This is a genomic window from Sphingomonas sp. BL-S-28, assembly GCF_055521515.1.
On sequence record NZ_CM145484.1, the window covers coordinates 2,900,837 to 2,926,106 of the forward strand.

Genomic DNA, 25,270 nt, shown 5'->3' on the forward strand with positions numbered 1-25,270 from the left:
GATCCGCTCTCAGCGAGATCCTTCAGGGCCGGAACACCGTGCGATCATGCCCCCCTACGGCAGCGATACATTTTTTTTCGAGGGGCCGTCGACCAGGGCAAAACTGCCGTCGTTGCGCCTTTCAACTGTCAGGCCGAAGGTCTGGGCAAGCTGGTTTGCAAAGAGCTGCGGGTCGGACCGCTTGAAAGCGCCTGTCACTTTCATCGGCCGGGCCGGCCGGGCATCGAAAACAATCGGAACCGACGCGGTGCGGTTGAAAGCCGTCACGGCATCGGCGATTTCGGCGCCTGCGAGTACGAGCATGTCGTCGGTCCAATCGCCGTTTGAAGCGGCGAGTTTTATGGCCTCGCCAACCGAGCCGCCCGCCACTGCCACGGCCTGCCCGGCGGCAAGTTCGATGCTCTTGCGTCCCGGGCCGCCGGAACTGCTGCGTACCTCGACAGCACCTTCGAGCAAGTTCACCTTCATCGCGCCTTGCGTCAGATCGACGTCGAAAAGCGTTCCATGAGCCGTGACACGTCCAGCGCCGGTCTCCACGATGAATGGCCGGGATTTGTCATGCGCCACCGAGAACCGCGCCCTGCCTGCTAGTAATCGCAGCCGCCGAATGCCCCCGCCAAATGCAATCTGCACGCGCGCGCCGCGGTCCAGGATCAACGCCGAACCGTCGGGAAGCGACACATGCCTGGGCTCCTCTTCAAGCGAAGCCACTTCCGTCCGCACAAGTTCGGCCTGCCCGATACCGTTCCTCCACATCGCGCCCAACACGAGCGAGCCGACAATGAGCGCGCCAAGCAGCGCAGCTGCGAGAGCCAGAATGGAACCACGCCCGGGCCTGATGCTGGCGGAGCCGAGGTTGCGTGCCTTTCCGGTCGCTGTGTTGGTCAGAAATTTCGTCGCGTCCCAGGCCCTCGATCTTCGATCATATGCAGCGGCATGTTCACGAACCGCATACCAGGCATCGAATGCCAGGCGCGCCTCCTCGGCTTCGGGGCCCCGCATGCGCGCGAACCAGTCATCGGCATCCCGGTCCAGACTCATGCATTTTCCATGGCGTTGAATGTCCGCATCATGCTTCGAATTGCCGCACCACATGTCCGATGGCCCGGCTCATGTGTTTCTCGACCGTCTTCACGCTGAGGCCCGTCCTGGCAGCGATTTCCGAGTAGCTCAAGCCGTCGATCCGATGCGCCAGAAATATCTCGCGCGTGCGGGGCTCCAGCAATGCCACGACATCTTCCAATCGGCCAAGCATGTCCCGCGCTTCGTAAGCCGCTGCGGGATCGGGGCCGGCAAGCTCGATGTCGTCGCACGAGACATGGAGATTTCCCGCCCGACGCTTGGTGTAGCGCGCGTCGTTGCGAATGAGGTTGATAGTCGCCTGACGCAGATAGGCATTCGGGTGCTCGACGCTGAGCGGATTGTCGCTACCTCTCGCTGCCAATCGTACGAAGAGCTGTTGCACCACATCGGGCGCACGGTCAGCCTGGGTGTGCCGCAGCGCGAACCGCAACAGTTTATCGCGATGAGTTCGGTATAGCCGCTCCAGCCAATCCATTCGGTGGATCGGAGCCCGGTCCTCCGGCGGAAGCGGATCACCTTCAGCTACCCTGCCAAAATTATCGTCCCGGTCTTCGTCTCGTTTCAGAAGCATGGCCGGAGGTCTCCAAACCGCCGGCTTGCAAGTTTGCCGTGTTCAATACGCGCAATAACGGTGCCCAGAACCATGGGCATTCTCCAATCAAGGAGGCCGCCCGTCGAAGACAGGCGGTGCCATTTCACCCCGGTTCGCTTACTGCCGCCTTTAGCTTGCGCCTGGACATTCGCGGCAATCGCCCGGCTCAAGTCCGAGCTGTTGTGACCCATCGGTGTGGCTGACTTGCCTCGGCACAGTTACTGTGCCGCACAACAAGCTAGGGATAAGCTAGCGACTTGCAAGTAAAACAAGCAGGCAAAGTGCCGGGCCTGAAGATCCAGCATCATGGTTGCTGGGCCGAAACCTTTAGCCACATCGAGACCTGGACATTCGCCTCGGCCACCCGGCATGTCAGAGTATCGCCATTCGAAACCGAGGGATGCCAATCAGTCCAGCAATCGTGAAACTGACATGGCAGGCCAGCGATACTCATTTTTCCGCCTTATTGGACTGCCGCCACAATCAAATTAACGCTACCAAGCTGCCACGATGACCAGGAAGTTAAAATTCTGTATCTCATTTTAAAGGTTGGCAATTGGAGGCATAGTCCACTCGCCAAGCTTCAGGAACAATTCGACCGCCCGAATCCCGTCTCCGAAGAGTACTTGAATTCCCTCCATGGCGGTCGAGATTTTCGTACTTATGGCTCACCTCCTCGTGGCGATCGACACCTGGTCAGGAGGGGAGGTTTCCCTTACCGACCTTCAAGCAATCACCCACGGAAGCATTAGGGCTGCTCGGGCTTAGTTGTCGCCGCACCGCCTCTTGCCCACGACGGAAGATCGACCGCCAGGCATCCCCGCCTCGTCTCGCGCGTTACCCTTGACGGCGAACACAGCAGCAGGTGGCAGATATCGATGGGTGCGGACTTCACCGATGCTGACCCGGCACCGGACCAGCACAACAACGAACATGACCGCGCCTCCCGGCATGAGGTTGCGCGGCGGCTCGCAGGCTTGTGCCGCGGCGTTTCCTGCCAAGAGCACGACCGGATCACCTGCTTTGACAGTGAGGGTCAACCCAGACCCTATTTCATCCCCGGCGACACGCTCCTGACATCTCAAGCCGGTGAACTGGGCATTGAGTGTGAGGGCGATCTCTATGGCGGCGTCGTTCCTTTCCGTTTCGTGGCCACGAAGGCCATCGGGCATCCGCTGGTTCCAAATCCGCGAACAGTGCCCGAAGGTTGGAACGCAGGCCTGGGAAAGACTCTGGGTGAAACGGTGCTTCCGGGCTTTTCCGCGTTCGATCTCGCTGACGCACTGACCGCAGGAACCGCACTGCTGGAGTACGGCCCCGTCCGCATCAAGCCGGTGGAAGCCACCGCAGGGCGTGGGCAAGTTGTGGTGCGTAGTCCGGAGGAACTGGAAGCCGCGCTGAGCCGCCTGGACCCCGACCAGGTTCGCCGCGAGGGGCTCGTGGTGGAACAGAACCTTGTCGATGTGAAGACCTTCAGCATCGGATCGAGCAGGATTTTCGACCGCAGCATCGCGTATTGGGGAACCCAGGCGATCACTGTCGATCGCCGCGGACAGACCGTTTACGGCGGCACACGCCTTCACGCTGTCCGCGGCGGATTGGCAGAACTTGCCGCCCGCGATTTTTCCCCCGATCTCGCCGAAGCCATCGAGAAGGCCGGTCATTACGACCGGACGATCTTCGGAAGCTTTCCCGGGATGTTCGCATCGCGCCGGAACTACGATGTGGCCAGCGGGCGGGACCATCTCGGTCGCCGCCGCATTGGCGTGCTGGAACAGAGCTGGCGGGTCGGCGGGGCAACACCGGCAGAGATCACAGCGCTGGAGCGCTTCGCCGCAGATCCCCAATGCGATGACGTGATTTGCGCCACCGTCGAAGTCCACGGAGACTGCGATGCCGCGCCGCCGGGTGCCATCGTCTACTATGCGGGGGTCGACCCGGTCGCCGGCCCGATGACGAAATATGTGATGGTGATCGAATGAAGACGAAGCATCCAGTCAGGCTCGAAATCAGCGGCCAGACACTGGACGGAACTGTCCTGACCCCGGCGAAGCTGACCCCCGGCGTACTGTTCATTCACGGCTGGGGTGGGTGCCAGGAGCAGGACCTGGAGCGGGCGGAAGAAATCGCGCAGCTGGGATGCGTGTGCTTTACCTTCGATTTGCGCGGTCACGCCCGCCATGATGAGGACCGAAGTCGCGTCACTCGTTCTGATGGTCTGGCAGACGTGACCGCAGCCTACGATTTTCTGGTCTCACAACCCGGCGTCGATCTGTCCGCCATTGCCGTGGTCGGCACCAGTTACGGGGGATATCTGGCAGCTTTGCTGACCGCCGAACGCCCTGTGGCGTGGCTTGCCTTGCGCGTTCCAGCACTTTACCCGGATTCCGAATGGGATGTGCCCAAGGCTCTTCTCGATCGCACCGAAATCGATCGGTATCGCAGCCACTTCCGCAGCGGTCATCAGGACCGCGCGCTTGCGGCATGCGAAAAGTTTGCCGGTGATGTCCTGATCGTGGAATCCGAACACGACGATTACGTTCCGCACGCCGCGATCAGTTCGTACATGGCTTCGTTCCGCCGCAGCCTTTCGCTGAATTACCGCATATTGAAAGGGGCCGATCACGCGCTTCAAGACGAGAAGCAGCGTAAAACCTACAATACGCTGCTGATTAACTGGGTGGAAGAACGGGTGCGCGAAAGCCGGCGTCCATCCTGACTGGCTCGCACTCCATTGTCGTCCGCTCTATCCGAGACGCGCCGCGCGGTGCAGATCGTAGACCAGTCTCGCGTGTTCGGCCGCCCTGTCATTCGCGCCGCGAATGCGCAGCACGAAACTGGGGTGCACGGTAGCGATCAGACGGTGTCCTTCCCACTCCCCTACTTCGCCCCGAACCGAAGCGAGCGTCTGCCGCCGACCGGTGACGGCCTGTAGCGCTACGGCGCCGAGCGTGACGATCGTGGGGGAGTCGACCAGCCGGATTTCCTCCGCCAGCCACCATCGATAATGGGCAATCTCGTCGGTCTTGGGCCGCTGATGCAAGCGGTGCTTACCCCGCTGCACGAACTTAAAGCGCTTGACAGCGTTTGTGACGAAGACCTCGTCCCGGGGCAAGCCGGCTTCCCGCAGGCATTCGTCCAGCAATCGGCCTGCCGGGCCTACGAAGGGGCGGCAGGCGCGATCCTCCTGATCTCCAGGTTGCTCCCCCACCAGCATCACGCGGGCATGGGGCGGCCCTTCCCCAGGTACGACATGATCGGAAAACTCGGCGGAAGGGGCTACGTCTTCCCGCTCCAACGCGCGATAAAGGCTTTGCAGGACACGGAAATGACGCTCAACCGGGCGTTCCTTCGAGCGGATGAGCGCTGCCTTTTCCGGCGTCGCCGGCTCTTGCCCGGAAGCCATCAGGATTTTCCTTCCGCACTTCGTGAATGTTGCGCGGCGGTGCCGCACCCTCCTTGCTGTCCCCTATCCCCTCGCTATTGCCATGCGGGTCGGTCGCGGACCTCGGTCGCTTGCCCTTTGCGACCGGCGCGCGGATCATCTCGTTTTCCACTTCCCGGTACTTCGGCCGCGTCTTGGCTGCATCACCGGGCCGGCCTGATTGTCGCTCATGTTCCATCTCCTAGGGAAGGGCGCCAAGCGGCGACCTCCCCGCAATTGTGCGGGCTCTGGTAAAAGTGTCAGCCGCCGGCACGCTTTCGGCGTGTTTCCCAACCCTTCTTCGCGGCGGCGGACCGGTCAGCGTGGCTTTGCGAAGAACCCCCAATACGGCCGCCCTTGCGCGAAGACGCGTGACTTTCCTTCTTGCCGCGGCCGGAGCCGGACTTTTTTCCGCCACCGGATTCCTTGTTCACGGTCGCCCAGGCACGGCGTTCCGCTTCCTTTTCGCTGACGCCGCGATCCTCGTAGCCTTCCTCGATATGTTCGGCTTTGCGCTTTTGCTTGTCGGTGTAACTCGACTTGTCGCCTCTCGGCATGATGTCTCTCCCAATGGGTTTGCAGGGAGAAAGCATGTCCTGCCCGCCAGGATTCAATCTCGATCAAGCTCGCAGGTTCCCACCGATCATCGCGAGGGAACCCGCGGGCCCGGTCTCGGTTGATCACGCGAGAGGATGCGCCGTGGCTACAGTCTCCGTCCCAGACGACCCGCACCGTGAAGAGCATAGCTTCGACCCGCCGTCGAACGCGGTCGAGTTCTATGCGCACAGCCTGCAATTGCTGGCGGGCTGGGACATTCCATACTTACTTTCAGGCACTTACGCGCTGACTTGCCACACAGGCCTGGTTCGCCCCACCAAGGATATCGACATCTTCTGCAAGCCCGGCGATGCGCCGCGCCTGCTCGCGCGCTTCAAGGCAGAGGGCTACCGCGTCACAGTGGAGGACGAACGGTGGATTGCGAAAGTCTGGTCTGGTGAAGCGTTCTTCGACGTGATCTTCAACATGTCTTCCGCGTCGATCCCGATCACGGATTCCTGGTTTGGCGAGATTTTCACCGCGCAAGTCTACGGCACGCAGATACGTATAACCCCTCCCACCGAATTCATTGTTTCCAAGGCCTTCATCCAGGACCGCTACCGGTACGACGGCGCCGATGTCGCCCATACAATTCTTCGCCGGCATGAAGATATCGACTGGCACCGCCTGCTGTCACTGATGGAGCTCCACTGGGAAGTGCTGCTGCTTCATGTGCTCAATTTCCGCTTCATCTATCCGACCGAACGCGATCTGATCCCGCGCTGGCTGTTCGATACGCTGATCGAGCGCATTCGCGCGCAGGCGGAACTGCCCCCCGCGGAAGTGCGCATCTGCCGTGGCAGGCTGTTCTCTCCGCGAGACTATCTCACCGACATCAGCGAATGGGGATTTGCCGATCTTGTCGGGAAAGGATTGGACGAGAAGCATGAACGCCACCACTGAACCTGCGCCCCCGCTGCGTCTGGCCGCCATCGGCGACCTTCATGTCACCGACGACGACACCCGACGGTACCGCGACCTGTTCCAGGAAATTTCCCGCAATGCCGATGTCCTGGCGCTTTGCGGCGACCTGACCAACTTCGGCAAGGCGAGCGAGGCGGAGCGGTTGGCAGAGGACCTGCGAGGATGCTCGATCCCGATGGTTGGCGTGTTGGGAAACCACGATTACGAATGCGGCAGCCCCGAAACGGTAGCGCAAATCCTGCGCCAGGCAGGGGTCAGGATCCTAGACGATCAGGCGGTTGAGATCGAGGGCGTGGGATTTGCCGGGGTCAAGGGTTTCGTTGGCGGCTTCGGACGCGGCGAACTTGGCGCATTCGGAGAAACGGCAATCAAGACTTTCGTGGATGAGGCCATCGGCGAAGCGCGAAAGCTGGAGAACGGCCTACGATCTCTGCGCACCGATCGCGCTGTTGCCGTCCTGCACTATGCACCGGTGGTGGAAACCGTCGCAGGAGAACCGCCCGAGATATTTCCGTTTCTGGGCTCATCACGCTTGGCCGATGCGGTGGACCGGTTCGAGAATGTCAAAGCCGTCGTCCATGGCCATGCCCATCGCGGCACTTACGAAGGGCATACGATGCGCGGCGTTCCGGTCTACAACTGCGCGCAGTTCGTGGTCTCCGAACGGTTCGGCAGGCCCTATGCGATATTGGAAATCTGACGATGCCAGCGGCTGAGTCGCGATTTTCCTGCCTTGTACCGACCCGAGTCCGAGTTGCAGCGCTGTTACGGCCCGGCAATGCTCTCTGGCCAGCATAACGCTTTTGCTTTGTTCGACGCACGGGCAGTGACGTCGCTCGGTCCCGTGCCTCATCGCGCCATGCGCGAAACTTGTCCGCTTAGCGTTTGACGCGAACAAATGGCCAGGCGACGCTTAAAGTTGAACGAATAGGCCAGCCCGGCGTTTCCGCTTTAGTGACAACCATCGCAGATTTACCGCGAACGCCGATAGGTATTCGCTCCACCATTACATACGAGCGATGGTCATGACATGGATGAGCACCAAAATGCTTGAAGATGACCTGGTGACCACACTCATGCGGCTCGGCCTCGCGACCGTGTTGGGCCTCGCGCTTGGCTTTGAGCGGGAGCGACGAGGTCATGATGCAGGCCTGCGAACACACGGTTTGGTGGCGCTCAGTTCGGGCATGCTTACCCTTTCCGCGCTGGAACTGGTTGAAACGCATGGCGAGGGCGATCCCGTCAGAGTGATTCAGGGGCTCGCCCAAGCCATCGGATTTATTGCCGGCGGCCTTATTTTCGTGCGCGGGGGAGACGTGCGCAATATGACGACTGCAGCCAGTCTCTGGATGGCAGCTGCCATTGGAATAACCGCCGGTGCCGGCCAATATGTTCTGGTTCTGGCCGGCACCGTATTGGCGCTGACGTTACTCGCGGCCGTGACCGTAGTGGAACGGTTTTTCCCGCATCGCAACAGCGACTCCAATTGCTCGGAAGAAATACAGATGCCGAACCGCCGCGGCTCCTCTTCGCATTCAGCCCAGTCTGGCGATCAGGAGCACAGGCCATCGGCGCGCGACGAACGATAGCGCGGGTGCGGATCAGGCTATGATCCAATCGGAGCAAGAAGCGTCAAGTGCACGAGAGATGCATCCGCTGCCGGGATCTGCCGAAGCGGTCATTCTCGATCTCGGCTAGCAACCACGTCTGATCCCTCGCGTTTAGTATGCCATGCGAGGTTAGGAGCTGCGGCGCCGCTAATGAAACCTCCGGCGAAGAAAATCATGAAATGCGCAGCCGCAGAGGAGCTAGACGCGGCTTTCGAACTCGCAGGCGAAGGTTCTGAGATCATGCGTTATCGAGAAAAATGCTCGACTTCGGACAGATCGCGTCAACGAGGTGATACCCTCGGCCGGGCGGGAAAAGTCGATGGCTTTTCAACTCGTCTGATTGCGGTTTAGGGCAGCCTCATGGGGTTCGCCGGCAAATTCCGTGTACATCCGCACGACGCAGTGTACCTTGACGCGCTTGAGACCCGAGCTTGCCGCAGCACGGAGCGAATTCCAACAAAGGCAAAAACCAAGCGGCTGGTCGAGAGTATCGGCGATTCCCAATACCTTCTCTATGCTGGCGCCGATCGGTCACTACTGATTGTGCTGCAAGGTCCGGACGCATCGGGAAAAGACGGTCTGATCCGGCATGTATTTTCTGGCGTGAACCCGCAGGGCGTAAAAGTCACCCCTTTCGGCGAACCAAGCGAGGCGGAGGCACGGCACGATTTCCTGTGGCGGGTGCACCGGAGGACACCCGCAAAAGGCGAGATCTCGATATTCAACCGCTCGCATTATGAGGCCGTACTCGCGGAGCGGGTGCGCAAGTTGGTTCCGCGGGAAATCTGGGCCGAACGCTATGCGCTGATCAATTCGTTCGAATCGCTTCTCGCCGAAAATGGCACTGAAATCTGCAAATTCTATTTGCATATCTCGGCCGAGGAACAGCTCAAGCGTTTCCGCCGCCGGCTGGAAGATAAGTCACGCCAATGGAAGATCGACGAGGCTGATTACGACGACCGAAAGCTCTGGCGGGAATATCAGGCGGCGGCCGAAGAGATGCTGCGGCGCACGAGTACGAAGATCGCACCCTGGTACGTGATCCCCTCCGATCATAAATGGTTTCGTAATTACGCCGTCTCACGGATCATACTCCGATCGCTGCGACGGATGCGGCTTCGCATTCCCCCGGTCCAAGCGGACATTGCGGAGATTAAGCGCAAATTTCACGATACGGCAGGCGAATGACGAAAGGTCAGAAGCTTTACCAATTTGGCGCTGCGGTTATCGAACTCGAGCCTGCCAAATTGCTCCCGCAAGGACGCGACCCCAACGGGCTCGGTGCCATAAATGCGCAAAAGCCGGGCGCTCAGCCCGCTCGCGCGCAGCAAAGAGCGCGTTCGCTCCACAGGCGGGGCGCCCAACCATTTCTGCCTGCTATTCCGGGCCTACCCAAGCGACTGAAAACTATCCCCTCCGACGACTGCCGCACATCGGCTCGGCTGCAGACCCGACTTTAGATCGCAGCCTTTCCGCTGGAGGCATTGCACGTCAGCACACCGCGCCCCAATTGCCCCCCGGCCCCCGTTCCCGTCGGACTCTCCCCTCTACCCTCTGCCCATTTGCACTGCCCGGTACCGCTGCCCTCTCCCTTTTGCCTTGCTGTCGGCTCACCGTTCGCACAATTCAAAAAAGTTCCCGAGATACTCAATAATACTTCCCGTACTGTGAATACATCGCAGCCTAATGGTCACTTTTGTTCACAGGAGCCAAATCGCTTCTCGTGCAATTAGTATTCACCACGCACAAGCGCGGAAGTCCAATTTTGGAGAGAGCCATGAGTATCGAAGGCAAGGCCAAGGAAGCAGCCGGCTACGTCAAGGAAGAGCTGAACGAACACGGCAAGTCGCCCGAGGCGCAGAAGAAGGCCCAAGAAGGGCGTGATCTGCGCAACGAGGGCCGCGTCGAGGACGGCAAGGCGCCCAAGACCTCGAAGCCGGGCACCGAGAAGAGCGAATAAGCCAGGACGGGCCGGCGTGCCAGCCGCGCCGGCCCGGTCCCTACCCGAGAGACGCCCGCATGTTTACGCAGCTCAATCCTACTGTTCCCCTTCACGTTGTCGGCAAAGGCGACGGCTACGCGATCGGGATCATCGACTACGGGCAGGAACACAACCTGATCTGGGTCACCGCGCTCGACAGTTCGGGTGAGATATGGTGCGCGCCCAATGCGACCGTGCGACTGGGCAAAAACTGGACCATGGGCCGGCAGGAAAATCCCCTCATTACCCAGCACAAGCTCGCCGAAACGCCAGGTGAGCAGCGTTCGGCCTGCTGATGGTCCTGTCGGCCGGAAGCACCAAGAGTTTCGGTCGAGAGCCTAGAGCCGCTTTTTGACCTTTCTGGCCTGCGCGTCGCTGAAAGTTTCAACTCGCGCCCAATCGCGCGGACAGCTTTGCCAGAGGAATTCGAGGGTTAAGCCCTTTTCTACTTGTACCGGCGCCGACCTGCTTCATCGTCGAGGCGTTCGTAAGAAGGGACAAGGGGGCCGCAAGGATGCTACCCGATCCCGGCAACGACGACTGGCCTTTTCGACCCCCTGGCCGGCGCAGTCCCTATCCCTTCGAAATCGTCCTAAGGCAGTGGACCAGTCTTACGCGTAGGTAGGAAACCCTCCGATGCGCGGTCAGCCGGGCTGCCATGGATAGGCAATGGGGCTCAGCCATGTTTTGAGAACGCAAAAGTCGCCTCATCGGTTTGGACCGTGCGACACCGCATCCCTCGCTCGCGCAGTTTGTCCGGGTCGACCGTTCCGAAAATCACCATGATCAAGTGAGAGCGCGCGAATTGATGCGGCACGAAGCCTTGGGGCGGCGCAGGGCGCGCAGTTCGCGGCAGACGATGCCCTTGTTGTTGATCGCCGCTGAGAGGTGCCCCGGGTGATGCGGACGAAAACTTGAAACACCACCATAGAGGTAGTTCATGTATTTCTACGCAGGCAGGATCCGCGTGGTCGAGTTTTATTTCAAATTTGGCAAGCGGATTGGTGCCACCGTTCGCCAGCTGAGGTATCTCACCAAGAACGCGCTTAAAGACGGTGCCGAGAGTGCGAGCAGCAGCAGGTCTCGCGACCGCGCAGCGTAACTCGAGCGCCAAAGGACATCACACCATAGCCTCCCGCACAGCGCCGAAGACTGTGATGTTCTCTCGGCTCTAGCAACTACCATCGCCCGCCCGCAACTGTTGGCAGCCAGCGGCGTTCATGCCCTGGGAGCAAAACAAAACGAGGAGTCGAAAATGGCGGAAATTCCCACTCACACGACCACCGTTGTCGAAGGCCGACGCGGCGGCGGCGCTGGCATGATCATTGCCATAGCCGTCCTTATTGCCGTAATTGCTGGCATCTATTTTTTCAGCCAGACGACCACGAGCGAGGCCCGTAAGGACAACGCCGTCGAAAACGCGGCCAACAGCGTTGGCAATGCAGCCGACAAGGCCGGAGACGCTGCGCAGGACGCAGCGAAAAACACCGGTGACCAATAGGGCAAACCTCCGCGAATCGTCGGGGAGCGGACGCCCCCCGACAGTTCGCGAAATGGCAAGTCGCCTTCATGAGGCCGGCTCACCCCATCGCTTCCCGCAAAGCACGGGCCTAACTGCCGAATACAGCAGATCGCCAGCCGACCGCTACCCTCCCGCAAAGATATCGCAAACCCGGACGCCGCGCGCGGTCTGGAAATGAAGCGCAATGCGCACCTCTCCACATCGATCAGGCGCAGTTCCTCGAGAGCCTGCGAACCCGCGCTCTCGTGAACCAACTCGGTAGGTCCCTGCCCTTTGGGCGTCCATCGCTGTCGCAGGCGGCAGCCTGGTGCCTTGAGCCGTCAAGCTGGAAGCCATCGAAAAACGGCCAGCGGCTGGATCATCTCCGTCCGCTACGCGGCCGTAATAGGGGGCGCCCTCCATGGTGATGGTCGTTAGGCCTCCATCTCCCATCAACGGTGGGTTTGATTGCTGCCAGCGTTCTTGAAGACTGCCCTCCACACCGAAGCCGTGAAGTCGCAGCCTCCATATCGCGATCCCTGAAACCTTATCGCCTCGTGTCGCTTATCAGGCGTGAGAACACAGGAGCATTCATGCGCAAAACTACGATCGCCGTTGCTTTGGCTGGGACCACGCTTTTGCTCGGAGCCTGCGCAGCGATTCCCCGGGCTGGTCCAGTAGGAAACCGCGCAGTTCCGCAACCCGCCAAGGGGGTTGATATGAAGCGCTACTTGGGCCGGTGGTATGAGCAATTCCGCTACGAAGCCTCATTCCAGAAGGATATGGACGGCGTGACCGCGGATTACTCGCTCAACGACGACAATACTGTGAAGGTCGTCAATCGCGGTCAGCGTAAAGGCAAGTGGAAGCAATCGACCGGCAAGGCCAAGATCGTTGACGCTGACACGAGCGCCAAGCTCAAGGTTTCATTCTTTGGGCCCTTCTATGGCAACTACTGGGTACTCGATCACGGCGACGACTACGAATGGTCAATCGTCGGAGAGCCATCGGGCCGGTACCTGTGGGTCCTCACCCGTGATGCCCGACCGGGCGTCGATTTACTTTCGAGCCTGGAGGCGCGAGTAAAGGCATTGGGATATGACTGGTCGCTGATCCGCAGGACGCGGCAGTAAACGGCGCCCGGGGACACCCCGGTGTGATGGCGTTGCAGAACATGGGCAACAGCCTTCGGACGTCAAACCAAGCTTGGCGGAAAAAGTGATATGCGGTAGCCTTTTGGGCATGGGAAGACCGCCACTCTGGACACAGAACATGCAAGCTCGCTTTCCGGCCGGTACCTTCGAACGAATACGGGATGTTCTTTCGCCAGGCGAGGACCGCACCGACTTCGTCCGCGAGGCCGTGCAACGGGAGCTGGAACGCCGGGAACGGCAAGCGTGACATCAGTTGAACGCGCTGCGCGAGTTCGTCCCGAGCACGCGTCGAAACGGTGCAACTGCCGCTTCGAATATCGCGGTCGTCTGCCTGCGGCAGGCCGTGGTGAATTGAATTAGGTGGCCAATTTCCGATAATGCGCCATTAGCATGGCTTTAGCATGGAAAACGACTGCTCTCTCTATGGGAATAGACTGCGGCCAATGGCCGGCCTTGCGTTGCGGCGTTCTGCGCTTTGCGAAATTCTCTGGTCGCCTTGTGCAGCAAACTGTCGAATGACTCACCCATGACCGACTCCAACTGAGAAAGCGCACAGGTTGCGGAACCGAACAGATAAAGGAATGTCTCTTGGACGGAGCGTTTTGTAAATACGCCAGGCCTCTCAGTTCGACAATAATTCGAGGACGGTAACCAGGCCTTACGGCGAACCGGTGCGTCCAACACGAAAACTCTTTGGCCGGCGCGACGGCACCCGAGTTGTACTGGTTGAATGGCCCTGCTGCGAGGACCGATCGAGGGCGGTCGTGAAGCCGGCTGAAACTTCGATGGTCTCAGAACCGGGGGCAACCGAGCCCCTCATTTGAGGTCTTGAATCGAATCGCGATTGTGAAGGTATTCCATCTCGCAGGTCACGCCTGTCTCAACGGGGAGAGTTCGAAGAAAGGAGGCAACGCAATGCCCCTCTCCAAATTTTTTCACCCCTTCGAATTCATAAACCACCCCCAGCTAAGCCGGAAGTGAAGCGCGCGATCCTCGCATCGTGGGCTTCCGACGCATCTTCGGTCGAAGGACGACCAGATCTTAGGCGACCACCCGCTACATCAGAACCGGTGCCTTTTGACGACTGATTGGCCAAGACCTTTCCCTTCCCGCCAGAGAGGGTTTCGGTAGTCCGCGGTATTCATCGTTTTATTTCAGGCCGTGATGTTGGATCAGCCAGTAATTCAACAACCCGCCGGCTCAATGTCTCCATTGCAAAAGGCTTGGTGAGTACGTGCATACCAGGCGCCAGGTGCCCATGACTGAGAACGGCGTTTTCAGCATATCCGGTGATGAAAAGAACCTTGAGATCGGGCCGATGATCTCGAGCCGCGTCAGCCACCTGTCTGCCATTTAGCCCTCCCGGCAGGCCGACATCGGTAATCAGCAAATCTACGCGCGCATCGGATTGTAGGATTTTTAGCCCTGCAGCCCCGTCTTCCGCTTCAAGCGCCCCATACCCGAGACCCTCAAGAACTTCCACCACGAGCATGCGCACGGTCGGTTCGTCATCGACGACAAGCACTGATTCGCCTTCGCGTGCCTGCGAAGTGAGCGTGGGATCTCCTACCGGGACCGCTGCCTCTTCGGTCTCGCCGAAATGACGAGGAAGATAGAGACAGACCATCGTTCCCTGCCCGACCTCGGAATATATGCGAGTCTGGCCTCCCGATTGGCGTGCGAAGCCATAAATCATCGAGAGGCCGAGCCCGGTTCCCATCCCGATGGGCTTGGTAGTGAAGAACGGGTCGAACGCCTTGGAAATTGTCTCCTTGGTCATTCCGCAGCCGGAATCGGAAACACAAAGTGAAACGTATTGGCCAGCGTCCATGTCCCGCTCGGCAGCCGTGCGGCTGTCTAGCCAACGGTTGCCGGTCTCTATCGTTATTTTACCGCCCTCCGGCATAGCGTCCCGCGCGTTGATGCACAGGTTGAGGAGAGCATTTTCAAGCTGACTGGGGTCGACGAGCACGGGCCAAAGACCCATGGCGTTCACAACCTCCAGTTGAATGGACGGGCCTACCGTTCGCTCTATGAGATCGATCATTCCATTGACCAAATCCTTCAAATTGGTCGACTGAGGAGCCAACGTCTGCCTTCTGGAAAAGGCAAGGAGGCGATGAGTAAGCGACGCGGCGCGGCGGGCGGCGCCCTGAGCAGCCTGAACATACCGATCGACATCCGCCGATCGGCCCTGGGCAAGCCGGATTTGCATCAATTCAAGACTGCCGGTGATGCCTGTAAGCAGATTGTTGAAGTCGTGCGCGAGCCCTCCGGTGAGTTGGCCGACTGCCTCCATTTTTTGCGATTGCCGAAGGGCTTCCTCGGTAGCCAACAACGCTTGGGTTCGGTCCTCAACCTGCTGCTCGAGCGAAGCTGCCAACTCACTTATCTCGATTTCGGCTCGCCGACGTTCAGTTGCAGCACGGGTCCTCTCGGCAACCTCTCGGATAAAGGCCAACTCATCTTCGGGCCATTCTCGCGGCGTGGCATGATTGAGGTAGAGCAGCGCCACGACGCCCCCATGCTCGGTAAGTGGCATGTTGACGACCGCCTGAGCGCTGATCGCAGTGAGCGCTTCAGCGCCGTCCCTCGTCCTTGGATCCTCCCATGCGTTAGCAATGATTACAACGTCGCCCCGCTTCAGGTCCTCTATATAAGATCCATAGTCACGAAACCGCAGAACCCCCGCCAGCGATTTCACGCCCTCGGCATTCCAGTCGCGCTCGATGGTGATCGTTTCTGCGTCAGGATCGATCAGCCCGTAACCGACGCGGCTGACGTCGAGCGCTTCGCCTAGTATTCTGGCCGCTTCGAACGAAATGTCGGCCGGTGTCTGAACGTCGCGGACGACGTCGCTCAGTTCGACCAACGCCGTGCGCATCCTCTCCGCACGGCGCTGCTCGGTAACGTCGGACGATACACCTGCAAGCCGCAATGGTTTTCCGTCCGGGCTCAAGAATGGCTGGCCTCGCGAAGTCAGCCAGCGCACCTCGCCTGAAGGTGTGATGATCCTGTAAGTCTGGTCGAAATCGACGCCGCGTCGACGCGTGTCCTCAATCGCATCGATGTTTGCCTTGCGATCTTCGGGATGAATGGCGAGGATGCGGTCCTGAAACGTGAATGTACGATATTCCCCTACCCCAAACAGGGCGCGGCACGCAGGAGAAGAAGTCAATTCTTCCGTTTCGAAATTAATGCTCCAGGTACCGAATTTGGCGGCACGTAAGGCAAAATCGAGCTCACGTTCCTGCTCGGTTTGCCGCTGCAAACGGCGGGCAGCTTCAGCCATTAATTCCGCGTTGGAGCTTTCCAGTCCTTCCAGTCGCTCTCGCTCCAGCGTGACATCGACCTGACTGGCAAAAAAGTACGCCAACGCGCCGTCTTGATCGAATACAGGCGCAAGCAGAAGCCGATTCCAGAATGGTTCGCCCGATTTGCGATGATTGCGAATATCGATCTCGATCGCTCGGGCCGCCTCCACGGCATCGTGAATGGCACTAACGTGGGCAGGATCGGTATCCGGGCCCTGGAGGAACCGGCAGTTGCGACCCAATATTTCCTCGCGGCTGTATCCGGTCAGCCGGCAAAAGGAATCGTTGGCGAAGACAACGGGATTGTCGTCACGGCGAGGGTTGGTGATGATCATCGGCATTCGCGTGGCCCGTACGGCTGCCACAAACGGGTCGGTTCCGCTATCCAAGCCTAGAACTTCTGCTTCAATTCGCTTCGCGTCGTCATTTCCCGACCCGATTGCCTCGCTATCTTCCATCAGTCCCGCGCCCTCAGAATTCCGGGTTAAATCGTCTACTTAACTCGGAATATTTGAACGCAGTTCCCGGCGATGGGGACTCCGACAAGCGGCGTTCATCAAAGTCGACAGTTATAGGCCGCCAGCTTTTGCACTGCTGACGAGATCGGTGTCGGCTAAACCCGAACGTTATTGCTCTCTGGCAACCACATGCGGGCCAAGCGCCTTCGATATTCTGGTTTTGCGACGGATTGCCGGCTTGAAGAACCCCGCGTCGTGGATTGCACCTGCCGCCACCGTGATCACGGTGAACATCACGGTCCAATCACCTGGAGAGCGGGGGGATGTAGAACACCCTTCGCTATCGCGAATTCGTGGCGGTGCGAAAGCGGCCCCACTTCGTGGTGCAAGCGCTAGACTGAAGCAAGAGGGCGCAAGAGGGGCGCAAGAAAAGCCTGGCACGGCGTCCTCTCGGTGGGGGCGACGACATACCAGGCTTTACCATCCCAGAGTGACAGGGAAAATCCCCGTCCACACTAGAATTAGAAGTGGAAGATAACGCCCGCCATCGGGCGGATGCTGTCGAAGTCATAGGTTTCCGCGGAAAGGCGAAGGCGTACGCCGCTGTTGCCGGTCACGCCGCCGAGTCCAATGTCCTTGGGCCCTACTTCGACACCGACACCGTAAATCCAGTCCTTCTGGTCGCCGTAAGCACGTCGACCGTTCACCCACTGATAACCCGCAGAAGCGTAGATAAGTCCGCTTTCACCTGCTCGGCCGCCTATGCGGCCTTTGACACCGTATTCCCAGTCAATGTCGCCGAAGCCCTTGGTCGCGTTGCCCTCAACGCCAACGAACACAGGGCCGAGAGGCACGTTGACGCCGGCCACGCCGCTGACAAGCCCACCGTTCATTTGGCCGCCGCGAGGCGAACCAAATTCACTGTTGCGGGAGAATTCGTGATAGCCGCCAAGGACGCCGATATAAGGCTCGATTCCAAAGGCCTCAGTGCCGTCTGGCGCGGTTTCCTGCGCCTCTTGCGCGAAGGCAGTGCTTGGCAGCGCAGCGGTGATAGCGAGGGCGAGAAGATACTTCTTCATATTAAACTCCGAGGGAAACACCGATTTGCGGTGTGCACCTCCTTGAACCTCACACGTTCAGCTCGGTTGCAGCGACGAAGTCGGTTCTGTCATATGTGTGTCATTTCCGCATCGCCGCTAGGGCGATGCCGAAGGAGCGCGGCGAACCAATAGAGATATGTCGGGTGGGGGGTGAACCTCTCGGCAAAAGAATGCCGCGCGCTGGCGCTCATGATCCGCAGCAAGGCGGTCGCCCCAAGCGACATCATAGCCAACCGCTTGTCCCGCAATGGCTACGAAGAGGCTGTGCACGCCCTGAAATAGCTGGTCGTCGAGGCATGCGCGCCAAAACAATCTGATTGGACGGCTGATCGAGCACGCCCCTAATTCAACGTCCTTGCAGGCAGTAAGTCTGAAATCATAGCCCCTGCGGCATCCTGCACTTGGATTGCGCGCAAATCCCGCAACCCTGATCAACAAGCGCGCGTGGCAGATCGATGACGTCGTGACTGAGGCTAAGGAGTGGACCGCGCGTTTCTGGGCAGGATCGCATACAGTCCTTTGAGCAGTAGAACGTTTTGCTCCTTCGGAACAAGCTGACACTGATCAACAGTAGAATAGCCCTCCCATCCCATTTAAGGACCTCGGGACCAATAATGCGGAAGTTCATGAACTCGTAGCTCAGCAGCTACCTATTCAGCTGCGCAGCCTGCCGGAATAACAGAAATGAAATCGCCTAGGCCCCCGCGCCTTCCTACCAGGACTTCCCGGCCGGCATGATGGCTCTCAGCAAGGCGGGGGTGCCGCTGGGAACGGTAGAACCGCCAGTCACAGTATTCACATCAAGGCTCTCGAGTTTCATGCTGCGAAGACCGACGCAATCCAGGAGCGCGATGGCCAGGCATGCGGCGGTGCAACCGGCTTTTTGGCTTAATGCCTTTTGCACAGGAACCATCGGCGCCGTGGCGCAATTAAAAGTCAGGTGTCGGCGTTCTAAATCCCGCATAACGCCGATGATAAGACGTGATCACCAAATCCATCACTACGCCCCGCGACGCGAAAGCGTCGCGGGTTCTCGTTTCCCGCTCACAATTTTGACGTTCACCAACGGAACTTGCCAGCGGGTTAGAGCTTTAATGCATGTCGTGGCTCTTCTGCCCTCATGGAGGAGCCGGCATGCGATATTAGCCTGAGCCCCGCGCCCATTGCAGATGGTCGCGGGGCAATTTTTTAATGAAAGCATGTGTTTAACGAAACAAATCGGCATGCCGGCAATTATTGGGTCAGGGACGTTCCGGACGTTTCACTTCGGGCTGACATTCGACCCCCGATCAGCATGTAAGTGGCCCTCTATTCCGCAAAACAGCGACACGAGATCGTCTTGCGCCGCGCCGCCCAAACCCGGGCCCGGAGCGAGCTGGCCCCTACCTGACCGACGCGGAGACCATCCTGTCAAATAACTTCAACGACGTCTGACCGTTGTCGAGGCCCGCAATTTCGCGGATCTCGAGAAGGATCGGGCCGTCGAAGTCGGGACGTGGCCTCCTGAGGTCCAACTCCACGGAACTTCCCTGCCATTTCCTAGTGATGGTCCAAGTGCCTTCGCCTTGCCGGATCGAATAATCACCGTGCGTGAAAAGCGCGCCGTGCCTGCGCCGCAGCGCCAGCAAGTCATGGGTGAGCTTCATCTTTCGCGCGGAAAGCGATCCCTCCGCTGCATCTTCCGAACTGCAGTCGACCGGGCGGCGATTGTCCGGATCGGTCAGGCTCATGGCCAGTCTTTCGGCGCCCTGATAGATATCCGGAATGCCCGGCGCGGTGATGTGCAGGATCACTTGCGCGAGCACGACCTGTTCGAACATGCGTTCATACCTCGCCAGGGTGCCGCCTGGCCAAGCCTCGCTCCCTTGGACCATCCGCAGCATTTCGCCCGCCAGTTCGCCGCCGCGCCGTTCTGCCTCCTCATCCGGCGCCTCGTGCGAGGAGATATCTTTGGCCTCGCGCATGGCCTTCGCCATGTGGGAGCACAGTCGTGCTTCGGCTTCCGGCTCTCCGCGCAGGGCCAGCGCGGATTGCACCGCGTAGATGCCCCAGCGCTCGGGAAGGTCTATTTCCTGCGCGCGCCGCATCGCGCGATGCGTGAACGGGCCGATCATTTCGGGGACATGGCTGAGCGCAGCAATGGCTGCGCGCGCATCGGCGGAGCGCTTGGTGTCGTGCGTGGACAAAGTGCTGAGCGCCAATGGGTGGGTTCGCGCGCGTTCCTGCATCGTTTGCGCGAACCGGCCCGTATCGATCGCATCGCATTCCGGCCCGATGCCAACTTCGCAGAACGGCAGGTAAGATACGGCGCGGAAGAACACCGTATCCTCTTCTGACTTTGCTGTAAGCGCGCCGGTCAATTGTTCAAATCGCGCCGCGAAGCTTGCGGCGCCCGGCTCGTCGGCGGCGGCGTGGAGCAGGTCAAGCAGCCAGCCCGCCTTGGGATCGACCAACCGCAGCGCTTCCATGTCCGCGTTCGGAAAATAGCCATCTGCCGTATACGAGCGGTAGACTGGCCAATGCGCGGCCAGTTCAATCAAAGCGCGCGAAACGGAAGCTTCCGCCCCGCCGCCGCATCCCAGCGCCTCGAGCGCGGCCGTACGAACACGCCGAAGTTCAGGATCGAGCGAAGTTGCGAGCAATTCACGCCGCACACGCTGAACCTCCGCGCCCGTGTCGACAGGAACCGCGCCGCTGGATGCTGTGCGGAGCGCATCGAGCCCGCCGGGATCGGTCAGCAGTCGGGTGACCGGCGCGAGAAACTCATATCCGCTCATCCCCTCAACGGGCCATGCAGCCGGAATGGTTTCGCCGTCCTTGACAATCTTCTCGACCCAGATCGGTATGTCGCCCAAGGCCTCGCGCAAGCGATGGAGATAGCATGCCGGCCGCGCAAGCCCGTCTATATGATCGATCCTCACGCCCTGGATCCGTCTCGCGCGCGTCTGCTCGATGATCCATCGGTGTGTCAGCGCGAAGACCTTGGGATCTTCCTGGCGCACGCCGACGAGACGGGAGATGTTGAAGAACCGGCGATGGATGATCGCGCTAGCCGTCGTGCGCCAGTCCCCCACCGACCAGACCTGCTGCTCCATCAGCGCGGATAATGAGGGACCATCGGGCTTTTGCCCGGCAAGATCGCGCGCTAGCGGCGTCGGGCGTAACGGATAGCATACGTCCTGGATGCAAAGCGCGTCACCGGATGTGGAGAGCGCCACCTCCCCTGCCGCGAGCCTGTCCTCTAGGCTGCCATCAATGAAGGGAAAGTGGAGCGGGCCTAGATCCCAATCCAGATCGAAGACATCCGCGAACCTGCTGTCCTGTCCGTGCCGCATGACGTCGGCGATGAAGGGATTGTCTGGCGTGAAAGTCATGTGGTTGGGGACAATGTCGAGCACGATGCCGATCCCGGCCTCCCGCGCAGCATCCGCCAGCGCCACGAAAGCCGCCTCGCCGCCGAGCACCGGATCGACTTCGTTCGGATCGATCACATCGTAGCCATGCGTCGATGCCTCCCCCGCCCGGAACAGCGGCGAAAGGTAAAGATGACTCACACCCAGTTCGACCAACCGGGGAAGCAGGCCGCGCGCTTCGACCAGGTCCACGCCGCTACGTAATTGCAGGCGGTAGGTGGCAATGAGGTCGGCCGCGGGGTTAGTCATGGGTCAATCTCGCTCGATGGCGGCGGAAAAGGCGAAAGGACTTTCCGGGCCGGTGACAGCCAGGATCGGAGCGTCATGCGGCCGGAACCGGGCGCTGCCCGGCGTCTGCGACGACAGAAATGCGCGCAGCGAAAGGCGCCCGCCCTCGAACTCCCATGAGGCCTCGACCAGCGCACCATCACGCCGGACATGAACCTGCGGATGCGTTGTAATCTCGAGCAGGGGGACGAGATGGGCTTGCCGCAAGGCCAGCAAATGGCGCACAAACTGTTCGTGCCGCCGTTGATCCTCGCGCCCGGCACTGCCGATCTTGCACATAGCGAACGTTCCGGCCGAGATGGGATCGGGGACCTCCCCACCGAAAGCCTTGAATTTCGCGAACTCCTCTGCGCGGCCCTTGCGCACCGCTTCGGCAAGATCGCCCGAAAAATCGGCGAAGAACAGGAACGGCGCGTCGGTCAGGAATTCGTCGCCCATGAAAATCATCGGCACGTAAGGCGACAGCAGCGTCAGCGCCGTCACCACTTCGAGGGCCCTACGGTCGGTGACGAGCTGGTGCAGACGTTCGCCGTGCGCCCGATTGCCTACCTGGTCATGATTGCCAAGGAAATTCACGAAAGCGGTGCGCGGCAGGCCTGCGGAAGGTTCTCCGCGCAATGTTTGCGTGGCCGCGCGCGCCTGCCCCTGCTCGACGTAGCCGTCGCGCAGGGCGATCTCGATATCGGCCAGCGGGTCGACCGCGAACGGGGCGTAATAGCCCTCGTCCTCGCCCGTCAGCAGGCAATGCACGGCATGATGCCAGTCGTCGTTCCAGGTGGCGTCGAAGGAGTCCCCCTTGCCGAAATAACGCGTCAGATTACGCTCGTCCTCGGTAACGAGGTGCATCGGGCGCCCCCAATCGACGGCGCGCACACGCTGGCCCAGTTCGTCCAGGAAATGAACTGGTGAACGGTCCAGGATTGCGTGCACCGCATCCAGCCGCAGCCCATCGAGCCGATATTCGGCCAGCCAGCTGAGCGCACTCTCGATGAAGAAGTCGCGTACGGCCCGCGTTTCATAAGCGATCCCCTGCCCCCACGGCGAGCGGCGGTCAGAATGAAAGAACGAGGGGCACCATGTCGCCAAATAGTTGCCGGAAGGGCCAAGGTGATTGTAAACCACATCGAGCAGGACACCCATCCCCAGACCGTGGGCGGTGTCTACGAACCGGCGAAAGTCGTCGGGCGAGCCATAGGCGTTGTGCGGCGCATAAGGCAGCACCCCGTCGTATCCCCAGCCATGCCGGCCGTCGAACTGGGCGACCGGCATCAGTTCCACAAGCGTGACGCCCAACTCGCGCAGACGCGCAAGTTCCACTTCTGCGGCGGCGAAAGTCCCTTCGGCGGTAAATGTTCCGAGGTGCAGTTCATAGACTATCGCCTCGTTCCACGGCAGGCCCGCCCAGGGATTCTGCCATGCGAAACCCTTAGGATCGACGAGAACCGACGGGCCGTGGACGTCGCCCTGCTGGGCCCGGGCTGCTGGATCGGGGTAGGCAGCGCCATCAACGAGGAATCGGTAGCTATCACCCGCCTTTGCGCCGGTTGCCACGCTCCACCAGCCTTTGCCCTGCCGGTTCAGATCGGTGCTGCCGGTCGGCAGTTCGACCGCAACCTTGATCGCGTCGGGCGCCCAGAGCCGAAAGCGCCAATGTCCGTCGTCCCGCAATGTAGCGCCCCAGGACTTCGTGATGCGGGACGAAGTCGTGACCGGCATCGGCATCACTCCGGCGCGAAGACACTGACGCTTGCAGCCGCCACGATCGCGGTACCGTCCTCGACCGGTTCTACGGCGAAAGCTTCAGGGCGCGAAGTGTCGACCACGCGGTGCCATGCCTCAATGCCATTGTGGGAGGGCAGCGTGAAGGTGACCTCGTCCCCGGCATTGAACACGAGGAACAGCGGCCGTTCGCCCTCAACGAAGGCTTCCTGAGCGGAATAAGTCAGGAACAGCCCCAGCACGCGCAGTTGCGCCTGCCCCCAAAGCTCGGCATCCATCTCGCGCCCGTCGGGCTGATGCCAGGCGATCTCCACCCGGCCGTCCCCCGCCGGCGTTCCATTGAGAAAATTGTCCTGCGAAAGCACCGGATGTTCGCGCCGGAATGCCACCATGCGCGCACAGAATTCGAGCAGCGCATCGTCCTTGCGGGCCCAGTCCACCCAGGCCGTCTCATTGTCCTGGCAATAGACGTTGTTATTGCCGCTCTGGCTGTTGCCGAACTCATCACCCGCCAAGATCATCGGTACGCCCTGGCTGAGCAGCAAGGTCGCCAGCATGGCGCGGCGGCGTGCGGCGCGCGCGGCGTTGATGCCCGCATCGTCCGTGGGGCCATCCGCCCCCATGTCGTCGGAAAGATTGTTGTCGTGGCCGTCTGCTCCGCCTTCCCCGTTCGCCTCGTTGTGGCGAGCGTTGTAGGAAACGGTGTCAAGCAATGTGAAACCGTCATGCGCGGCCAGGAAATTGACCGATGAGGTCGCGCCGCGGTCCGAATGGTTGAACTGCTCAGGCGATCCCACCAGATGATTGGCAAGGTCGCCCACCAGCGCCTGATCGCCCCGCCAGAATCCGCGCGTAGTGTCGCGGAACTTGTCGTTCCACTCGCGGAAGGGATAGGGAAAGCCGCCGACCTGATAGCCACCGCTGCCCACGTCCCACGGTTCCGCAATCAGCTTGACACCCGAGAGGATCGGATCCTGCCGGATGGCATCGAAAAATCCGCCCTCTCGGTCGAAACCCATCGCCTCGCGTCCCAGCGTGGAGGCAAGGTCGAAGCGGAAGCCGTCCACGTGCATGGCCTGCACCCAGTAGCGCAGGGAATCGAGCACCATGCGAATGACCATCGGATGGGCAACGCTGAGCGTATTGCCGGTCCCCGTCTGGTCGAAGCTGTAGCGGGGATTTTCGGGAGAGAGGGCGTAGTAGCTGGCATTGTCGAGCCCCCGGAAGCTGAGCGTCGGCCCGCGCTCCGATCCTTCTGCGGTATGGTTATAGACAACGTCCATGATCACTTCGATGCCGGCCTGGTGAAAGCGCTTCACCATGTCCTTGAACTGGCGGATCGCTCCCGGGCCCTGCGCCCCTTTCCGTCCCGGCCCGAGATAGCGCGGTTCCGGCGCGAAGTAGCCCAGTGTCTGATAGCCCCAGTAGTTCGACAGGCCCTTGTCCAGCAGCATGCGGTCGTCGAGAAAGAATTGGCAGGGCAGCAATTCCACTGCCGAAACGCCCAGCTTCTGCAAGTGTTCGAGAATCGGATCGCTGACCATTCCCGCGTATGTCCCGCGCAGGTCCTCCGGGACGCCCGGATGCAGCATCGTCAGTCCGCGAACATGGGCTTCGTAGACCAGTGTCTCACCCCAGGGGCGGCGGATCGAATTGTCGCCCTCCCAATCGAAGGCGGGATCCTGGACGACGCCCTTGATCATGAATGGCGCGGAATCGCGCGTGTCAAACGTCAGGTCGTCCCCGCTCGAAAGGTCATAGCCCCAAAGCGCATCATCCCATCGCAGTGTACCGGCGATCTCGCGCGCATAAGGGTCGAGCAACAGCTTGTTGGCATTGAACCTGTGTCCGCGCTCCGGATCGTAAGGGCCATGCGCACGGTAGCCATAGAGTTGGCCGGGAACGACGCCCGGTACGTATCCGGAAAAGATCGAACCTTCTCGGCTGGGCATTTCCAGCCGGGCCAGTTCATCCTTCCCGTCGTGCGAATACAGGCAAAGCTCCAGAGCTTCGGCATTCTCGGAAAAGATTGCGAAGTGCGTACCGTCGCCTGTGAATTCCGCGCCCAGTTCGTGATATTGCCTCTCGGGCTTCGCAAAGGCGTAGTCCATC

Annotated in this window: 21 protein-coding genes; 11 read left to right on the forward strand and 10 right to left on the reverse strand. The window is 60.3% G+C overall.

Going from position 1 to position 25,270, the window contains the following annotated elements; all coding sequences use genetic code 11:
• Positions 1 to 54: 54 nt before the first annotated feature.
• Together ACZ1JC_RS22355 and ACZ1JC_RS22360 are read right to left on the reverse strand one after the other, a co-directional pair.
• Positions 55 to 1,041: a FecR family protein gene (locus ACZ1JC_RS22355; protein WP_465138074.1), complete on the reverse strand. Its 987-nt coding sequence runs from the start codon at positions 1,039 to 1,041 to the stop codon at positions 55 to 57.
• A 28-nt stretch (positions 1,042 to 1,069) separates the two neighbouring features.
• The gene (locus ACZ1JC_RS22360; protein ID WP_465138073.1) at positions 1,070 to 1,654 is read right to left on the reverse strand and encodes an RNA polymerase sigma factor; all 585 of its coding nucleotides are present in this window, start codon (positions 1,652 to 1,654) and stop codon (positions 1,070 to 1,072) included.
• An 899-nt stretch (positions 1,655 to 2,553) separates the two neighbouring features.
• Between ACZ1JC_RS22360 and ACZ1JC_RS22365 the strand changes: the two genes are divergently transcribed.
• On the forward strand, positions 2,554 to 3,657 hold the full coding sequence (locus tag ACZ1JC_RS22365; RefSeq protein WP_465138072.1) for a DUF3182 family protein: 1,104 nt from the start codon (positions 2,554 to 2,556) through the stop codon (positions 3,655 to 3,657).
• Positions 3,654 to 4,394, forward strand: coding sequence for an alpha/beta hydrolase family protein (locus tag ACZ1JC_RS22370; protein WP_465138071.1), 741 nt, complete (start codon positions 3,654 to 3,656; stop codon positions 4,392 to 4,394). The genes ACZ1JC_RS22365 and ACZ1JC_RS22370 overlap by 4 nt, the downstream gene beginning before the upstream one ends.
• A 27-nt stretch (positions 4,395 to 4,421) precedes the next feature.
• On the opposite strand, the gene ACZ1JC_RS22375 is transcribed toward ACZ1JC_RS22370, so the two are convergent.
• Both ACZ1JC_RS22375 and ACZ1JC_RS22380 read right to left on the reverse strand, forming a co-directional pair.
• Positions 4,422 to 5,081 carry a UdgX family uracil-DNA binding protein gene (locus tag ACZ1JC_RS22375; protein WP_465138070.1) on the reverse strand — a complete coding sequence of 220 codons (660 nt, stop codon included), beginning with the start codon at positions 5,079 to 5,081 and terminating at the stop codon, positions 4,422 to 4,424.
• Positions 5,082 to 5,359: 278 nt separating this feature from the next.
• Positions 5,360 to 5,656: a plasmid stabilization protein gene (locus ACZ1JC_RS22380; RefSeq protein WP_465138069.1), complete on the reverse strand. Its 297-nt coding sequence runs from the start codon at positions 5,654 to 5,656 to the stop codon at positions 5,360 to 5,362.
• Between the two features lie 142 nt (positions 5,657 to 5,798).
• Between ACZ1JC_RS22380 and ACZ1JC_RS22385 the strand changes: the two genes are divergently transcribed.
• The 6 genes from ACZ1JC_RS22385 to ACZ1JC_RS22410 all read left to right on the forward strand — a co-directional run bounded on the left by ACZ1JC_RS22385 (position 5,799) and on the right by ACZ1JC_RS22410 (position 10,507).
• Positions 5,799 to 6,599, forward strand: coding sequence for a nucleotidyltransferase family protein (locus ACZ1JC_RS22385; RefSeq protein ID WP_443478419.1), 801 nt, complete (start codon positions 5,799 to 5,801; stop codon positions 6,597 to 6,599).
• Positions 6,583 to 7,320 (forward strand): metallophosphoesterase family protein, encoded by a 738-nt coding sequence (locus ACZ1JC_RS22390; RefSeq protein WP_465138068.1) that lies wholly within the window; start codon positions 6,583 to 6,585, stop codon positions 7,318 to 7,320. The genes ACZ1JC_RS22385 and ACZ1JC_RS22390 overlap by 17 nt, the downstream gene beginning before the upstream one ends.
• A 346-nt stretch (positions 7,321 to 7,666) precedes the next feature.
• A complete protein-coding gene (locus tag ACZ1JC_RS22395; protein WP_465138067.1) occupies positions 7,667 to 8,209 on the forward strand; it encodes an MgtC/SapB family protein in 543 nt (180 codons plus the stop codon).
• Positions 8,210 to 8,590: 381 nt separating this feature from the next.
• Positions 8,591 to 9,418, forward strand: coding sequence for a PPK2 family polyphosphate kinase (locus tag ACZ1JC_RS22400; RefSeq protein WP_465138066.1), 828 nt, complete (start codon positions 8,591 to 8,593; stop codon positions 9,416 to 9,418).
• Positions 9,419 to 10,007: 589 nt separating this feature from the next.
• The gene (locus ACZ1JC_RS22405) at positions 10,008 to 10,190 is read left to right on the forward strand and encodes a hypothetical protein (protein ID WP_465138065.1); all 183 of its coding nucleotides are present in this window, start codon (positions 10,008 to 10,010) and stop codon (positions 10,188 to 10,190) included.
• Positions 10,191 to 10,249: 59 nt separating this feature from the next.
• Complete coding sequence (locus ACZ1JC_RS22410) at positions 10,250 to 10,507, forward strand: hypothetical protein (RefSeq protein ID WP_465138064.1); 258 nt, start codon at positions 10,250 to 10,252, stop codon at positions 10,505 to 10,507.
• A gap of 490 nt (positions 10,508 to 10,997) precedes the next feature.
• On the opposite strand, the gene ACZ1JC_RS22415 is transcribed toward ACZ1JC_RS22410, so the two are convergent.
• The gene (locus ACZ1JC_RS22415; protein WP_465138063.1) at positions 10,998 to 11,153 is read right to left on the reverse strand and encodes a hypothetical protein; all 156 of its coding nucleotides are present in this window, start codon (positions 11,151 to 11,153) and stop codon (positions 10,998 to 11,000) included.
• Positions 11,154 to 11,466: 313 nt separating this feature from the next.
• On the opposite strand from ACZ1JC_RS22415, the gene ACZ1JC_RS22420 reads away from it, so the two are divergent.
• The 3 genes from ACZ1JC_RS22420 (at position 11,467) to ACZ1JC_RS22430 (ending at position 13,113) form a co-directional block, all read left to right on the forward strand.
• Positions 11,467 to 11,712 (forward strand): hypothetical protein, encoded by a 246-nt coding sequence (locus ACZ1JC_RS22420; protein ID WP_465138062.1) that lies wholly within the window; start codon positions 11,467 to 11,469, stop codon positions 11,710 to 11,712.
• 593 nt (positions 11,713 to 12,305) lie between these two features.
• Entirely contained in the window at positions 12,306 to 12,845 is a 540-nt protein-coding gene (locus tag ACZ1JC_RS22425; RefSeq protein WP_465138061.1) for a lipocalin family protein, read from the forward strand.
• Positions 12,846 to 12,984: 139 nt separating this feature from the next.
• Positions 12,985 to 13,113 (forward strand): YlcI/YnfO family protein, encoded by a 129-nt coding sequence (locus tag ACZ1JC_RS22430; protein WP_465169077.1) that lies wholly within the window; start codon positions 12,985 to 12,987, stop codon positions 13,111 to 13,113.
• Between the two features lie 894 nt (positions 13,114 to 14,007).
• Here the strand turns inward: ACZ1JC_RS22430 and ACZ1JC_RS22435 are convergent.
• The 5 genes from ACZ1JC_RS22435 to glgX form a co-directional block, all read right to left on the reverse strand.
• Complete coding sequence (locus ACZ1JC_RS22435; protein ID WP_465138059.1) at positions 14,008 to 16,638, reverse strand: PAS domain-containing protein; 2,631 nt, start codon at positions 16,636 to 16,638, stop codon at positions 14,008 to 14,010.
• A 521-nt stretch (positions 16,639 to 17,159) separates the two neighbouring features.
• Positions 17,160 to 17,717, reverse strand: a complete 558-nt coding sequence (locus tag ACZ1JC_RS22440; protein ID WP_465138058.1) for an opacity protein — start codon at positions 17,715 to 17,717, stop codon at positions 17,160 to 17,162.
• A 1,403-nt stretch (positions 17,718 to 19,120) separates the two neighbouring features.
• A complete protein-coding gene (gene treY, locus ACZ1JC_RS22445; protein ID WP_465138057.1) occupies positions 19,121 to 21,400 on the reverse strand; it encodes a malto-oligosyltrehalose synthase in 2,280 nt (759 codons plus the stop codon).
• Between the two features lie 3 nt (positions 21,401 to 21,403).
• Entirely contained in the window at positions 21,404 to 23,155 is a 1,752-nt protein-coding gene (treZ, locus tag ACZ1JC_RS22450; protein WP_465138056.1) for a malto-oligosyltrehalose trehalohydrolase, read from the reverse strand.
• Between the two features lie 5 nt (positions 23,156 to 23,160).
• Positions 23,161 to 25,269, reverse strand: coding sequence for a glycogen debranching protein GlgX (gene glgX / locus ACZ1JC_RS22455; protein ID WP_465138055.1), 2,109 nt, complete (start codon positions 25,267 to 25,269; stop codon positions 23,161 to 23,163).
• Position 25,270: the final 1 nt, after the last annotated feature.